We start from the raw sequence: 14,973 nt of genomic DNA, 5'->3' as shown, positions 1-14,973 counted from the left end.
CGGCAGCGAAGAAAAACAAGAAAAGCATCCATCACTCGAAGCGTGCAGAGGAGAGAACCATGAGTGTCATGCGGAACACCGCCGGACGGGGACTGTTTGCTATGTGCCTCGTCAGCACTGCGGCTGCTGCCGCCCTGGTACCGGCCGTGGCCGGGGCGCAGGAGGGATTTCCGGAACGGCCCATCGAAATCACCGTCTCCTATGGCCCCGGCGGATCATCCGATCTTGCGGCGCGCACCTTTGCGGAGGCGGCCGAGCGGCATCTCGACGGCAACATCGTGGTCCAGAACCGAGCGGGTGCTGGCGGTGTTGTGGGCTCACAGCATGTCTACAGCGCGGAGCCGAACGGCTATAAGCTGCTTCTAGGTCGGGTCGCAACGCTTGCTGTCGGCCCCGCGCTGCGGGACGTCCCCTACGATCCTGATGGGTTCACCTATGTCGGATTGCTCTCGACGGATCCCTTTGCCTGCGTGACCGGACCCGACAAGCCGTACTCCGATCTCGCCGGCCTCAAGGAGGCAATCGAGGCCTCACCGGGCAGCGTGACGTACAACTCATCGGGTATCGGTTCGCTTAACCAGTTCGCTGCACTGCGGTTGCTTGAGGCTATGGGCTTCGATAACCCCGCGGCGGCGGCAACGCATGTCCCGGACGAAGGTGAGGGGCCTGCCTTGAGCGCCGTGGCAGGCGGGCATATCGACTTCTTCTGCGGCAACCTCGCCCCCATGCTCCAGCAGATTCAGAGTGGGCAGGTGCAGCCGCTGCTGGTGACCTCGGAGGAGCGCAACGAGGATCTGCCCGACGTGCCGACCGTCTCGGAGCTGGGCCATCCGGGCCTCGAGAATCTGGTGGGCTGGAGTGCTCTCGTTGGACCACCGAACATGAACGACGAGGCGCACACGGTCCTCGTGGAGTTGATGCAGGAGGTCAAGACTGACGAGCGCTGGCAGGAGAAGGTGAGGGAGCTGGGCTCAATCCCCAATATCCGTTCCCCGCAAGCAAGCCGGGAGTTCGCAAGGGAACAGCGCCAGGGCTTCGAGGATCTGGTCGAGCGGCTGGATCTGTGAACTGCACGCCATGGCGGCGCGGCCGCATTCACCCTCGGCGGGTGAATGCGGCCGCGTTCCCCAGGCGCCAGCCGGCTGCACTTCCTGCGGCCGGTGGCGGATTTCATCCGGACCCTTGGCGAGGTGGCGATGCGCGACCTATTTACCGGGCTCGTAATGGTGCTCGTGGGTGTGGCCCTGATCGTGTGGATCATCCCCGCCGGCACGAGTGCACCCTACAGCGCGGGCAATCTCGCGCATTCCCCGGCATTCTGGCCAAAGGTCCTGGCCGTAATCCTGCTTCTCGCCGGAGCGGCACTGGCGCTGAAGGCCGTACCGCAAACGGCGCGGAACCCGGTAGCAGCAATGGATGCCGTATCACTGAGCAAGGCCGCGTCGTGGCGCTTCTGGGCGAGCCTCGCGCTTCTCGTCCCCTACTACGCGGCATGCGTGCAGTTCGGCCTGCTCATTCCCTCCACGATGGCGTTCGTTGCATACGGGCTGCTGGCTGGAGAGCGCCGCTATGGGATTCTGTTGCTCTCAGCCGTACTCATGCCACTGTTGCTCACTCTGTTCTTCATCCACCTCGCTGATGTTCTAGTGCCGCTGGGGCCTGTCTCGTGGCTGATGTAACGGTGGTGGAAGACGCGCAATGCTGAACGACCTGGGAGCCGGTTTTCTGCTGTTCGCCGAGCCGGCGAGCCTCATCGCACTGGTCAGTGGCGTATTGATCGGCGTTGCCATCGGAGCCATTCCGGGCATGAGTACGGTCATGGCCGTTGCGGTGGTGCTGCCGTTCACCTTTACGATGCCGCCGGTTGCCGCGATCCTCCTGCTGCTTGGCGTCTACAAGGGAGGCATGTACGGCGGGTCGATCAGTGCCGTGCTGATCAACACGCCGGGAACACCGGCAGCGTCATGTACGCTCCTTGACGGCAACCCCCTCGCACGCCAGGGCAAGGCCCGCATAGCGCTCCAGACAGCGCTTTACGCATCAGTTGTCGGCGACCTTATCTCGAATCTCGTCCTGATCCTTCTTGCGGCATGGCTCGCCAAGTTCGCTTTGCAGTTCGGGGCGCCCGAGCTGTTCACCCTGGTTGTCTTCTCACTCACCATCGTCTCGGGGGTTGCCGGCGAGAATCTGTTGAAGGGCGTGATTGCCGCGGCGCTGGGACTTCTACTGGCCACGGTTGGCACTGATCTCATCGTCGGCACGCCACGGTTCGCGTTTGACGTCACACCGCTGCGCGGTGGAGTCAGTCTCGTTCCTGTGTTGATCGGGCTTTTCGCACTGCCGGAGGTGTTGCGGATATTTCAGGGCTCGGCGACCGGCAAGATGGCCGTCGCCGCACTCGGCGATGCGCGGCTTAGCGTTTCCGAGTTCCTGAAGCACTGGCAGACGGTTTTGCGCGGTAGTGCTCTTGGCGTTGTCCTGGGTGTGATACCCGGGCTCGGCGCGACGCCGGCCGCGTTCCTCTCCTACAGTGAGGCGAGGCGCCGTTCGCCTGACCCCGATTCGTTCGGAAAGGGCAACATCGATGGTGTCGCCGCAGCCGAGTCTGGGAACAGCAGCGTCGGTGGGGCCACGATGATCCCCCTTCTGGCGCTCGGGATCCCCGGGGACGTGATTACGGCGGTTATTCTTGGTGCATTCATGATTCATGGCCTGCAGCCAGGGCCACTGCTTTTCCAGAACAACATCGATATCATCTATTCGCTGTTCATCGGGCTGCTCGCCGGTTCGGCCTTGCTCTTGCTCGTCGGTCGTCTGGCGATCCCGATTCTCGGGCGGATCGTTTCCATGCGCTCCTCCCTCCTCATGCCAGGGATCCTCGTCCTATGCGTTTATGGGGCATATGCGGTCAACAACAGCATCTTTGATGTCATGATCATGGGGATCATGGGACCGCTTGCGATGCTGATGATATACAGTGGTCTGCCACGCGCGCCGTTCCTTATCGCGTTCGTTCTCGGCCCGCTACTCGAGGACAACTTCCGCAAGGGCTTGCTGATGGGGCAGGGCGATTTCGGAATTTTCTTCTCGAGTCCCATAACCTGGTTGTTTTGGGGGCTTACACTGCTTTCTGTTGCAGGCGCGATACTGTCCCATGTGAGGCGCTGGTCGGCTTCGTAATCACGTGAGCGGCACTCTAAGTACTGATCGTCGTTATGCGCAACGATCAGCATTTCGCCGGCTCCGGCGTACAGGTGCTCAATCCATTTTCGGAGCGAACCTTGGCGCCAGGGTAACAACGCCCTCTGGGGCAAAAAGCCGCGAAGGGGGATCACCTCCCGGGGAAATGGCTCCCTGCCAAATTTTGGCAGGGCATCACTAACACGTCACCTCGGAAGCCTTCGTGCGACAGCGCTCTCGCGTCAGCGTATACCGGATTGTCAACACTTTAGCTGAAGGTCTTGATTCGGCGCCTGACTCGCCACGACGGTGAAATCCACCTCTAACGATTCGGCCACCAGGATGCCAACGACGCCAAGCAGCACCGTACGCCCGATCTTGATGACGCCCAGAGCCGATGCGATGCCCTCAACCAGGCGATTTGCCGATACGTTAGGGTGATTAGCAAGGCCGTGAGCAGCAGCCCCGCGCCGAGGACGGAGACGAGCCAGCTCGCGGCATCGATGTCGGACAGCTGGAGCGTGTACGAGTTGAACGTCTGCGCCAGAAAACTCTGGGCGATGACCCTAGAGAAGTACATCAGCAGGGCGTCGAGCGCCGTCGGCAGGGTACAGCCGTAGGCCTTCTCCAGGTACATTGCGATACTGCCCACCGAGGCATAGGAGGCTGACATCCGGACTTAGACGTAGGCGCTGAAAGCAACGATCAGCGCTGCGGAGCGAAAGGCCAGCGGGAACCAGGCGCCCGTCATCGCTGCCATCTGCCCGGTCAGCGCGAAGATGCCGGCGTGGATCATCACACCAGTCCCCAGAGCCACGGCGCCGGCCGGGGAGAGACTGTTGGCCTGATATTTCGGTGTTCGGTCCTCTATAGACTCCATGCCAGGAGCTTTGGCTGCAGTCGGCCGAGGTAACCGCAGTGCAAACAACGCCGCTATGTGATCCAAGCGGCCACGGGAGGAGCTGTTTCGACCGGCGCTCAGCAAGGTCGCCGAGAAGTCCGACACCGCCCTCGGAGCGTCACTGCTCGGCCGGGCTCCCGCTGGCAGTAGCCGCGCCATCCACCAGGCGCGGTCGTGCCTGCGTGGGCGCGAATCGCGGTGACTTCGGAGTCCGATCATGGTCGAAGAATCAACAGGATAGGGTTAATTAACATTAATAAATAATAAAATAAATCAGGCGCTTACGAGCCACACTTCATTGACTTTCTTGGGCCGCGCGCTATGGTCGTGTTCAGACCCACCTCATGCTGAGCACACCGATGACCCCGATCACCGAGCGCCCGCGCACCCGTCTCACCCCTCGACCCGCCATCCACGGCACGGTGGCGGCGCCGTCGATACTGACCCCGGATAAGGACGATTATCCGGGGTCAGTATCGACGGCAGAGCAGGGGGCCTGGCGGTGAGCGACGCGAGCGGCGATTCGCGCTCCTCGGCGCGCGGTGAGCTGGCTGTGGCGGCCGACGAGACGCCGGTGGCGCACTACCGCGACCACGCCATGGCGGCGAACACCCGGCGCGCCTACGCCGCCGATCTTAGAGACTTCGTGGCCCACGGCGGATTCCTGCCCGAGTGGGAGGGTGCGCCGCGGTGGCTCCCCGATCAGGAGGCGCCGGGCACACCGCCCGAGCAGCTCGCCGCCTACCTCGCCGAGTGCGCCCCTGCGCTGCGGATGGCAACGCTGCGCCGCCGCGTCGCCGCGGTGAACAGCTGGAACGCGCTCGCGGACTGCCCGCCGCCAGGCCACAGCCCGGCGGTACGGCGCGTGCTGCGGGGCATCGCGCGCACCCAGGGCCGCGAGGCCACGCCGGAGGCGCGGGCACGCTGGCGCACACGTCAGGCACAGCCCCTTCGCCACGGCCACATCGCGCAGCTGCTCGCCGCACTCGGGGGCGAGCTGCGAGACGTGCGCGATCGGGCCCTGGTGCTCCTCGCCTGGACCCTCGGCACGCGCCGCTCGGAGCTCACCCGCCTGCGCCTCGACGATCTGCACTTCGACGCGGACGGCCTGTCCGTGCGCATCGACACCTCCAAGACCGACCCCGAGGGGCGGGGTACCTATCTCGGGATCCCTCGGATCGATGCCGCGCCCTGCGCGGTGGCAGCGCTCGAGGCGTGGCTCCAAGCCGCGGCCATTCATGACGGCCCTGTTTTCCGGCGCGTCGACCGCTGGGGCAACGTCGGCGCGGAGTGCCTGCACGACGACAGCCTGAGCGTGATTCTGCGCGATCGCCTGCTGGCCGCTGGCGTCCCGGGGGCGGGGGCCTTCAGCTCGCACAGCTTCCGCGCGGGTCTGATCATCGACACGATCGCGGCCGGCGAGATACCGGCCGAGGTCCAGGAGCGCTCCCGCCATCGCAGTCACAACGTATTCCAGAGTTATATCCGAGGGTTACCGGATCGACCTCAGTTTGTCTCGCGCATGCTCGAGCGTGCGGCAAAGACGCCGCCCGGGAGGACATGACGCATGCGGTTCGTGCGCGAAACGCTGCATGCCCCTTCACCCACCAAGCGCCCAGCTTCTTACGGTGCAGGCCGTGATGAATACATCGCTTGGAGCGTGAAGAGCGGCCGGGTGTGCCGGCTCTACTCCGCCGCACGCTATCAGTGGTGGCTACTCAAGGAGTGGGACCCCCAGATTGAGGCCCTCTGCGAGGACCCGGACAGCGGTGTGGTGCCACTCGCGCAGGGTCGGACCCGTCAGCTCGCCCTTTGGACACGGGCCGTCGGCGGCAGCGAGTGTTTCTGGGATGTTGCGACGGACAAAGAGATCAAGGAGCTCGATACCCCATCGCGCGCCCCTGCGCACTGGCCCGCGGTCGAGACGTGGGCACGGCACCATGGCTGTGGGGTCGAGCTCGTAACTTCCCGAACGCTGGCCCCCAATCGGCAGCGTCTTGAGAACCTGATGCAGCTACATCCGCTCGTCGCTCAAGCGCAGGCCGAGGGTCGGGCGACGCTGGAGGATGAGGTCCTGACATCGCTGCGGGTCGAGGACGCGATCACACTCGATGAACTGTTGGGCCTGTTCGCCGACACGGACTCGGGTGAGGTGCTGAGTGCCGCAGCGGCACTCATGTACCGCGGAGCTGCGGTGGCCGATCTCGACAAGGCCCCGATCGGGCGCGCGCTTAAGATAAGGAGAACGGGTTGTGACTCGCCGGCGGCTGAGTGAGGTCGTCGGTGACCTGGCACCGGAGGAATTGGACCCGGCAGCGTGGCCAGACGTACGAGGCCGCATTGGAGCCGACAAACCGCGACCTCTATCGCAGGCGGAGAAGGGCTGTACTGGATTACTGGAACAACGTACCGGCCCCGATCATCGCTCGCGACACCGGGATCCTGGCACCCGAGGTCATCCGGCTAATAGGGCGCTGCCTCACCAGGCACCCCGACCACTCACTATATGGCTTCCGCGCGTTGATCCCGGGAACCCGTGTGAAGCCATATCGGCAACGGCGCAGCGTCGCGAGCCCAATCCACCCCGGGTCCGGGGCACTGCAAGAACTGTTTCGACGTTTCCCCAATATCAAGAAAACGGTCGATAAGCTGTATCGCAAGCATGCCACTATCAGCGGTCGTCCCGGGAGGCGAATGCCTCTGGACGCGCTGCATAATGAGTTTCTCGCTGCCTGCCGCGAGGCGGGTATCAAGCACGACGAGTATCCGTTAGCCCCTCGCAGTCAGGCTCGTGAGTCCCTGCGCCGGTATCTCCACACGCTGCGCGATCAACCGCACGCCAAGTCACCTCCGCCTCCTGGCAGTTCCTTGACCGGCAAACACGAGGGCCGCGCGCCTGCCATCCTGCGCGCCCATAGACGCCCCCTCGCGGTCTGCCAGCTGGACGCGCACCTAATAGATACCCACTGTTCGGCGCTGATCAGCGGCCCTTGGATGGTACCGGTCCGAGTGCTCTTGCCCAGATTGTGGCTGCTGGTCGTAGTCGACACAGCCAGCCGGGCGGCGCTGGGCCATCATCTATCGCTGCATAGCGAGTACACGGCAGATGATGTCCTCAGTGCTATCCGTAACGCGATTCTCCCTTGGACGCCGCGGCGCCTGACAGCCCCCGGTGTGGTGTACCAGCACGACGCCGGGTTCCCCTCCGGACTGATCCTAGGTTACCGAGGCGCACTCTTCGACGTTCTACAACTCGACAATGCGCTCTCCCACCGATCCCACGCCGTTGTCACCGCAATTGTCAAACAATTACACGCACTAGCGCATTTCGGACCGCCTGGGGTTCCTGAAGTCCGCAATGACGTCGAGCGTCTATTCAGGACGTTCGCCAGCCAAATTCACCGCTTGCCGACAACTACCGGCAGTGGTCCGAGTGATCCACGACGGACGGACGACCAGAACGCGGCGCTGACCCATGGTGTTGACCTAGCGCACATCGAAGACCTGATCGACGTCATCCTCGCCAATTACAATGCAAGGGCCAATTCAGTAAATGGACAGTCGCCTCTCGAATACATGCGGAATTCCGAGCGCCAACTTGGCCCCATGATCCGTCGCCTGTCAAGTCAAGGTATCGAAACGTTTCGCCTCACGCGTCAGTGGGTGAATGCCACCATACGCGCACGCGACAAGAACTCCAACCGGCCCTATATCCGCTACGCCTATGCTGATTACAGCAGTCCTTACCTGAAAGCAATTCCAAGTCTAATTGGAGAGAAGGTTCGCCTCGCGGTAGATACGGACGATGTGCGATTTGTCGACGTTTATTTCGGGCGTACAGGGGCCTATATTGGCCGCCTCCAAGCGGAGGGCGGTTGGGGGCTTACACCACACTCATTGCGGACGCGCAAGGCGATTGCGGGCGCGTGCCGACAGGCGAAGCTGCGGGTTGGAGCGCATGACGATCCGGTTCAACGCTATCTCGAACACCTCGGTCGCAAAACGCTGGATACTGGCAAGAACGCTAACCACGTTATTGAAATTGCTCGCGAAATGAGTGGCCCAAGGTTCTCTTCCAGGCAAGTGTCGACGCAGAGCGAATACGGGGACGCGGGTCAAACCGAATATGCCGACGCCACATCGATGCCCGCGCCCCATAACAGCAATCATCGGGGGACCGCGGACGCCAGGTCTCCTGTCCGGCCCCTTCGCCCATGGACCTCTATCATCAAAAAGTGAGCCGAGATGCTGATGGGCAGTTCCGGTACTCGATGTATTGTCCACCCCTTTCAGAAACCCAGCTATGGGATGCCCACTCTGCCAATCGAGGAGGCTCTGAATGCCATCCTGACGTGGATGACGCTTGATCAGCCAGGTGGAGTCATTTACGCACCACCGAGGATTGGAAAGACGTCCGCCATTCGCATCATCGTTCCATTACTTGAGCGCGAGTATGACCATCGAGTCCCGGTATATACGTTTCAGTGCCCCGCGGAAGCTTTCCCGACAAAAAACGTCTTTCTCCAGCGATTTCTCACCGATATCGGACACTTTCTGAGTACCAAGGGGAGAGCCAATATCAAGGAAGAGCGCCTCATCGAGTTCATCGCACTCGCGGCACAGGAGCATGAAGCTGACCGTGTCGTGCTCATAGTCGACGACGCGCAATGGCTGACCGAGCGCACGTACCATTGGCTGATGGACATCCACAATCGGCTCGATCGCCGAGCAGTTCAGTTGACGACACTCCTTTTCGGCCAGCCGGAGTTGCTCGGCGCACGCGCAGCCTACATCGAACTGAAGCAGTATCAGATCGTCGGAAGATTTATGCAGCGCATACACGCCTTCCGGGGTATACGCGACATACAGGACGTGGAAGCGGTTTTCCGTGTGATGGATGACTCCGAAGAGCACGCCAACGTCGAAGGCGCAACGGTTACGCAGGCGCACGTCCCGGCCGCCTATGCTGCCGGATGGCGCCTGCGTACACATGCATCAAGAGTCTGGGATCGATTCCGTCATTATTACGGTTTGGGGGACGGCAAACGCGGGCGACTACAGGTTGGAATGGGGGCGTTCATGCCATTCTGTCGGGAGCTACTTAATCAGCTGAGCTTTTTGGATACGGACGACCTGCAGCTGCCGCAGGATTTGGTTGATGCCCTTGTGGAGGCCACTTACCTCGATGTGAATTGAGCGGACAGGGAGGCTACACTGAAACTATTGACGTAGCCATGCCGCTTGGTTGGTTCCCAAAGCACACACTTGTAAGGTTTGGTTGTTGTCTTGGTATTTAATTTTAATGATCTCGTGTTTTTATGAGACAAGTTAGAAGTTTTAGTTGCTAGTTAGAACCATCTGTTGCGGGACGTTCGAATCTTTAGTTGTGTCCCCAGTTTCCCCAACAGTCAAGCACCGTTGGCTGAGAAGCTAGCCCAACCGCAGTGGCATGAGTGCGTGTAATACATATTATGTTAAATGCCGTCCAGGTGCGACGAAGCGGCTTCGGGCATGGCGTTCGGACGCCCGCCGCGACGTCGTCATCCGGAATTCATAGGCTGGCGGGTCTTCGCCTTCGTGCTGCGCGGCCGCGGTTGCCGAGTAAGCCTTCATGTCTCACCGATTCGCCGCTGCGGGCGCGAATCTCGCGGGCAGTCCGGTGTTGCGCTCGGCCCGGGCGCTCGGCTTACCGTCGAGTACGCCTGCCCGGCATCTCCGCGCCCTCGGTTCGCGAGCCGGTGAGACACGCGGGCTACCGCTCAGGCTGCCGCTGGAGCCTCGGAATCGATCGCGGTCCGGACGCGGGCCAGCGGTCCGGGGATGGCCGCCGGCCCGCCCTCGCCTTGCGCGTCAGGAGGCGCTGCGCTGGGCGTCCGCTTCTTCGGTGGCACCGTACGCGGCGCGCAGCCGCTCGCACACGGCCTGGGTCACCTCTGCGGTGGTCGCAGTGCCGCCCAGGTCTCCGGTCAGCACGCCGGCGGCGGTAACGGACTCTATGGCGGCCATGAGGCGCGTCGCGGCCGCGTCCTCGCCGAGGTGCTCCAGCATCATCACGGCCGTCCAGAACGTCGCCACCGGGTTGGCGAGCCCCTTGCCGGCGATGTCGAAGGCCGAGCCGTGGATCGGCTCGAACATGGACGGGAACTGCCGCTCGGGATTGAGGTTGGCGGTAGGCGCAATGCCCAGGCTGCCGGACAGTGCGGCGGCCAGATCGGAGAGGATGTCGGCGTGCAGATTGGTGGCGACGAGCACGTCCAGGCTCTGCGGCTTCGCCACCATGCGGGTGGTCACTGCGTCCACGAGCTCGCGGTCCGTGGTGACGTCCGGGTAGTCCCCCGCGACCTCGGCGAAGACCTCGTCCCAGAGCACCATGCCGTAGCGCTGGGCGTTGGATTTGGTGACCAGCGTGAGGTGCTTGCGCTCGCGGGTACGGGCGAGCTCGAAGGCGAAGCGGTGGATGCGCTCGACCCCGGCCCGGGTGAATACGGCGGTTTCGGTGCCCACCTCATGGGGAAAACCCTGATGCGTGCGTCCGCCATTGCCGGCGTACTCGCCCTCGGAGTTCTCGCGGATGATCACCCAGTCCACGCCCTCGCTGCGCTTCAGCGGGCTGCCCACGCCGGGCAGCACACGGGCGGGCCGGACGTTGGCGTACTGGTCGAGCCCCTGGGCGATGGGCAGGCGCAGGCCCCAGAGCGAGACGTGGTCCGGCACCTGCTGACTGCCGACAGCGCCGAAGAAGATGGCGTCGAAGCCCTTGAGATAGTCCACCCCGCCCGCGGGAATGTAGTACCCGTGCTTCAGGTAATACTCCGAGCTCCACGGGAGATGCTCGGCCTCGAAGCGGAAGCCGCCATCGAGGGCGGAGACGAGGTCCAGCACCTCCAGCCCCGCGGCGATGACCTCGGTACCGATCCCGTCGCCGGGAATCGCGGCCAGTCTGTATTCACGCATTGCCTGTCTCTCCAGTCGCTGAGTTGTCATGTTGGCCGCCGGGCCGTGCTCTCGTGCCGGCAGTCTACGTGGTGCCGCCGCGTTGCGGACAGTCAGTCCCGGCGGCGTTCCGCCGGGTGAGTCCGGCCGAGCGCTTCGCGCAGCTTGGCGGCGAGCTCGGCCCGGCGGTAGGGCTTCTGCAGCATCCGCACTCCGGATTCAAGACGCCCGTCGCGCATCACCGCCTGCTGGGTGTAGCCGGAGGTGAAGAGCACCGGCAGCTCGGGGCGCCGCTCGCGGACGGCGCGGGCAAGCTCCGGCCCGGACAGACCACCCGGCATCACCACATCGGTGAACAGCAGATCCACGGCCGGCTCGCGCTGGAGCGTCGCCAGCGCCTCGGCTCCATCGGCGGCGGTGCGGACGTCGTAGCCCAGACCACGGAGCACATTCTCGACGTGCTCACGCACCAGAGCGTCGTCTTCCACGAGCAGCACGATCTCGCCACTGGCCGGCTCCACGGGCGCCGGCGCGGCGGGCATGGCCGCCGCCTCCTGCGCGCTCTCTGCCACCGGCAGGTAGACCCGCACCGTTGTGCCGTAGCCGAGCTCCGAGTAGATGGCAACATGCCCGCCGGACTGCTTCACGAAGCCGTGCACCATGCTCAGCCCGAGACCGCTGCCCTGGTCCTTGCCCTTGGTGGAGAAGAACGGCTCAAAGACACGCTGCAGATGCTCGGGCCCTATGCCGCCACCGGTGTCCGACACCGCGATCAGCAGATAGCGGCCCGGGCGCACGTCACCCTGGACAGCGGCGTAGTCGCGGTCGAGCGTCACCGCAGAGGCCTCGATGGTGACCTGGCCCGCGCCGGGGATTGCGTCCCGCGCATTGATCACGAGGTTGAGGACGGCCGCCTCAAGCGGTGCGGGGTCGACGTAGGCGGGGGGCAGCGGCTCGGCCGCCTCGATCCGCAACGCCACCTCCTCGCTCAGCGCCTGGCGCAGCAGCGGCCCGAGCGCCTCCAGGCAAGGGCCGACGGCGACCCGCTCCGGCTGCAGCGGCTGCCGGCGGGCGAAGGCGAGCAGGCTGCGCACGAGCTCTGCGCCGCGCTCGGCGGCGTCCCTCACCATGTCCGCCATCGGCTGCAGCGACCGGTCCGCGGCCAGCGCCTCGTTCAGCGCCTCGGCATTGCCCAGGATCACGGTCAGCAGGTTGTTGAAGTCGTGGGCGACGCCGCCGGTCAGCTGACCGACCGATTCCAGCCGCTGGGCCTGCTGAAGTCGCTCGTCCAGCACCCGCCGCTCGGTGACGTCCCGGAAATAGACCGCGAGACCCTCCTCCGTCGGATAGGCGCGGACGGCGAACCAGCGCTCCAGCGGCCCGTACTGCTCCTCCAGCTCCACCGCGACCTGCTCTTGCACCGCCCGCTCGTAGCTGCGCTGGAACTCGCTGCCCACGGCCGCGGGGAACTCTGTCCAGACGTTGCGCCCCAGGAGCTCGTCGCGGCTGCGCGCCAGCAGCCGCTCCGCTTCCCGGTTGACGTAGGCAAAGCGCCAGTCCCGGTCGAGGACGAAAAAGGCGTCAGTAATGCTCTCCAGGGTGCTGCGCAGCCGCTCGCCGAGCCGATGCAGCTCCGCCTCCGCCCGCTTGTGCTCGGTGAGGTCCTGGAAGGCGCCCTCGACCCGGGTGATCGCCCCGCGCCCGTCCCGCACCGGCTCGCCGAGGGCCCGCACCCAGCGCCGGTGTCCCCTGGCGTCGATGATCTCGAGCTCCTCATCGAACGGAACGCCTTCGCTGGCGCAGGCCTCGAAGCAGTGGCGGATGCGGGCACGATACTCGGGCGCGTAATAGCCGATGGCCTCATCGAGATCGGGAGCGGTGCCCGGCGGCTGACCGTGGATGGCCGCGACTTCGTCCGACCACCGTACACGCCGCTCTTCGAGGTGCACGGCCCAGCCACCGAGGCGGGCCGCTCGGCTCGCGATGGCCATCAGCCGCTGATTCTCGGCAAGCTCCGCGTTCATCTGGTGCCGCCGTACGGTCACGGACAGAACGTTGGCGATGCCCTCCAGGAAGTGAACGTCGTCCTCGCTGAACTCCCGGGGCTCCGCGGTGTGGGCGCCCAGCACCCCCCACGGACCGTCGGCGCCGCGAATAACGACGCTCAGCCCGCTCACCACCCCGTGCTCCACCAGCAGCGGCGGGCCGCGAAAGCGGGATTCGCTGGCGAGGTCGCGCACGATCACCGGGCCGCCGACGCGTAGCGTGTACCCCGCCTGGGAGTCCTCGTCGGTGCCGACCTCGGCGGCGCCGACGAGGCCCGCGCGCCATCCGACTCCGGCCACAAGGCGCAGCCGGCCGCCCCCGGGGAGACACTCGAGGACCTTCGCGTACGCCATGGGCAGCCCGTCGGCGACCGCCTGGCAGGCATCATCGAACAGCTGCGCCGGTGCGCTGCCCGCAAGCGCAACCTGGCCGAGCCGGGCCACGGCGGCCTGCTGGCGCACGCGGGCCCGCGCCTCATCCTCTGCGCGCCGGCGGGCAGTGACCTCCTGGGCAACGCCCAGCCACTCGGTCACGGTATCGCCCTCGCCTCGCATCGGTGCGAGACGGTCGACGAACCAGCGCACGCCGCCGTCCGCGCTCAGGAGCCGATACTCGTGCCGAAACGGCGCGCCGGTGGCCTGGGTCTCCTCCCAGGCCCTGCGATAGGGCTCGCGGTCGGCAGGATGGAGAGCGGCAAGCCAGCCCCAGCCTAGGGCCTGCTCGCGACTGAGCCCGGCCAGTTCGAGCCAGGCCTCGTCAATCTCGATCAGGCTGCCCTCCGCGTCCAGGCGCCAGGTAAAGGCGGACGTGGCCTTGATCGCGGTGCGGTAGCGGTGCTCGCCGTCGCGCAGCTCCCGGTTGACGCGGTGCGCGCGAAGCCCCGCATTCACCCAGGCCACGAGCTGCCGCTCCGCCACGGGGCGCACCAGGCAGCCATCGGCACCGGCGTCGAGCAGATCGGCAAAGCGCTCGCCGCTGGCCCCTTCCGGCAGCAAACAGAGCACGGACTGACCGGGCCTGGGGATGTGCTGCCGCACGCACTCCGCATCGGCATCGTGCGGCAGGAGCAGCACGAGCTCGGCAGCGGGCGACGGCGGCTCGCCGGCCATGCCCGCCTCGACCACCTCGTGCCCGGCCGCACGCAAACACCGCGCGAACCTCGCGGTACCCGCATCATCGGAAAGCAGCGACAGCCGCCCCGGCTGGTTCGCCGAGTCGACCAAGGAGACCTCCACCCGACTGGGAAAGATGTGGCGGCGTGAGTCGCGCATTTCGGCAGCCCGCCCGCCGCCTCGCGCCACGGCCCTGCAAAGCGTGGTGAAGACTACCAGGCCGCCGCTCGGGCCGCCGGGATGCACGTCACAGCGCCGGGGCGCAGACTCCTAACCGTCGGCCGCCTCGACCTCGGCCGGCTCCAGCCGGCCCAGCGCCCGCGCCAGCTTGGCGGCAGCCTGCGCTGGCTGCTGCAGGCACTCCGGAACCGTATCCGCGCGGAAATCCCTCCGCTCCGCAGCGGCGCACAGTGCCGCCAGCTGCCGCTCGGCGAGGTGCACCGTGGTCTGCGGGAGTACCAGCCTGGCGGGTCGGGCCCGTGCCTCGCGCAGGTCGGCGAAGCCCTCCTGCAGCGGTCCGATGACCCGATGGGTAATCGCCCGTCGCACCGCGGGCTGACCGGTTCGCTCCAGGCACTCGAAGGCCCGCTGCAGACTGTAGGCGAACAGGGCCTCCATCACCTCCGCGAGCTCGCCGTCGGCGGGCGCGCGCAGGAGCACGACTATCGGCGCCGGATGGACTTCACCCATGGCTACGCCCTCGCCTGCCGGACCAGACCGCATGGCCCGCCGATCCATGGCGTCGGTCGCGGATCGGCAGGCACTGCAGGTGCCGTCAGACTACGCCCAGTGATGGCCCGG

At 65.3% G+C, this 14,973-nt stretch carries 11 protein-coding genes; 7 read left to right on the top strand and 4 right to left on the bottom strand.

The features are described 5' to 3' along the window. Window positions 1-59: 59 nt before the first annotated feature. From LMH63_RS11440 to LMH63_RS11430, 3 genes are read left to right on the top strand one after another with little or no spacing between them, the layout of a single operon-like run. Window positions 60-1,067, top strand: coding sequence for a Bug family tripartite tricarboxylate transporter substrate binding protein (locus LMH63_RS11440; protein WP_109675735.1), 1,008 nt, complete (start codon window positions 60-62; stop codon window positions 1,065-1,067). Between the two features lie 45 nt (window positions 1,068-1,112). Then, window positions 1,113-1,679: a tripartite tricarboxylate transporter TctB family protein gene (locus LMH63_RS11435; protein ID WP_109675733.1), complete on the top strand. Its 567-nt coding sequence runs from the start codon at window positions 1,113-1,115 to the stop codon at window positions 1,677-1,679. Between the two features lie 19 nt (window positions 1,680-1,698). Then, window positions 1,699-3,180 carry a tripartite tricarboxylate transporter permease gene (locus LMH63_RS11430; protein WP_109675731.1) on the top strand — a complete coding sequence of 494 codons (1,482 nt, stop codon included), beginning with the start codon at window positions 1,699-1,701 and terminating at the stop codon, window positions 3,178-3,180. A 322-nt stretch (window positions 3,181-3,502) separates the two neighbouring features. On the opposite strand, the gene LMH63_RS11425 is transcribed toward LMH63_RS11430, so the two are convergent. After that, window positions 3,503-3,817: a hypothetical protein gene (locus tag LMH63_RS11425; RefSeq protein ID WP_109675729.1), complete on the bottom strand. Its 315-nt coding sequence runs from the start codon at window positions 3,815-3,817 to the stop codon at window positions 3,503-3,505. Window positions 3,818-4,583: 766 nt separating this feature from the next. Between LMH63_RS11425 and LMH63_RS11420 the strand changes: the two genes are divergently transcribed. The 4 genes from LMH63_RS11420 to LMH63_RS11405 all read left to right on the top strand — a co-directional run bounded on the left by LMH63_RS11420 (window position 4,584) and on the right by LMH63_RS11405 (window position 9,277). Next, window positions 4,584-5,645, top strand: coding sequence for a tyrosine-type recombinase/integrase (locus tag LMH63_RS11420; protein ID WP_109675727.1), 1,062 nt, complete (start codon window positions 4,584-4,586; stop codon window positions 5,643-5,645). 3 nt (window positions 5,646-5,648) lie between these two features. Further along, a complete protein-coding gene (locus LMH63_RS11415) occupies window positions 5,649-6,356 on the top strand; it encodes a hypothetical protein (RefSeq protein WP_146205164.1) in 708 nt (235 codons plus the stop codon). 419 nt (window positions 6,357-6,775) lie between these two features. Further along, window positions 6,776-8,320: a TnsB C-terminal domain-containing protein gene (locus LMH63_RS11410; RefSeq protein ID WP_146205163.1), complete on the top strand. Its 1,545-nt coding sequence runs from the start codon at window positions 6,776-6,778 to the stop codon at window positions 8,318-8,320. A gap of 12 nt (window positions 8,321-8,332) precedes the next feature. Beyond that, entirely contained in the window at window positions 8,333-9,277 is a 945-nt protein-coding gene (locus LMH63_RS11405) for an ATP-binding protein (RefSeq protein ID WP_158280274.1), read from the top strand. 654 nt (window positions 9,278-9,931) lie between these two features. Here LMH63_RS11405 and LMH63_RS11400 read toward each other — a convergent pair. From LMH63_RS11400 to LMH63_RS11390, 3 genes are all read right to left on the bottom strand, one after another. Then, window positions 9,932-11,035: a tartrate dehydrogenase gene (locus LMH63_RS11400; protein ID WP_109675721.1), complete on the bottom strand. Its 1,104-nt coding sequence runs from the start codon at window positions 11,033-11,035 to the stop codon at window positions 9,932-9,934. Window positions 11,036-11,127: 92 nt separating this feature from the next. Then, on the bottom strand, window positions 11,128-14,283 hold the full coding sequence (locus tag LMH63_RS11395; protein WP_158280273.1) for a PAS domain S-box protein: 3,156 nt from the start codon (window positions 14,281-14,283) through the stop codon (window positions 11,128-11,130). 159 nt (window positions 14,284-14,442) lie between these two features. Further along, window positions 14,443-14,862, bottom strand: coding sequence for a hypothetical protein (locus LMH63_RS11390; RefSeq protein ID WP_109675717.1), 420 nt, complete (start codon window positions 14,860-14,862; stop codon window positions 14,443-14,445). Window positions 14,863-14,973 lie beyond the last annotated feature (111 nt).

Source organism: Spiribacter halobius, from assembly GCF_020883455.1.
GTDB lineage: Bacteria > Pseudomonadota > Gammaproteobacteria > Nitrococcales > Nitrococcaceae > Sediminicurvatus > Sediminicurvatus halobius.
This window is presented reverse-complemented; position numbering and strand designations above follow the sequence as displayed.

What these genes read in the sequence shown, in the direction of transcription:
- LMH63_RS11440 (WP_109675735.1), top strand. Translation starts at nt 60, where the DNA reads ATGAGTGTCATGCGGAACACCGCCGGACGGGGACTGTTTGCTATGTGC.
- LMH63_RS11435 (WP_109675733.1), top strand. Translation starts at nt 1,113, where the DNA reads ATGCGGCCGCGTTCCCCAGGCGCCAGCCGGCTGCACTTCCTGCGGCCG.
- LMH63_RS11430 (WP_109675731.1), top strand. Translation starts at nt 1,699, where the DNA reads ATGCTGAACGACCTGGGAGCCGGTTTTCTGCTGTTCGCCGAGCCGGCG.
- LMH63_RS11425 (WP_109675729.1), bottom strand. Translation starts at nt 3,817, where the DNA reads ATGTACCTGGAGAAGGCCTACGGCTGTACCCTGCCGACGGCGCTCGAC.
- LMH63_RS11415 (WP_146205164.1), top strand. Translation starts at nt 5,649, where the DNA reads ATGCGGTTCGTGCGCGAAACGCTGCATGCCCCTTCACCCACCAAGCGC.
- LMH63_RS11410 (WP_146205163.1), top strand. Translation starts at nt 6,776, where the DNA reads ATGCCTCTGGACGCGCTGCATAATGAGTTTCTCGCTGCCTGCCGCGAG.
- LMH63_RS11405 (WP_158280274.1), top strand. Translation starts at nt 8,333, where the DNA reads ATGGGCAGTTCCGGTACTCGATGTATTGTCCACCCCTTTCAGAAACCC.
- LMH63_RS11400 (WP_109675721.1), bottom strand. Translation starts at nt 11,035, where the DNA reads ATGCGTGAATACAGACTGGCCGCGATTCCCGGCGACGGGATCGGTACC.
- LMH63_RS11390 (WP_109675717.1), bottom strand. Translation starts at nt 14,862, where the DNA reads ATGGGTGAAGTCCATCCGGCGCCGATAGTCGTGCTCCTGCGCGCGCCC.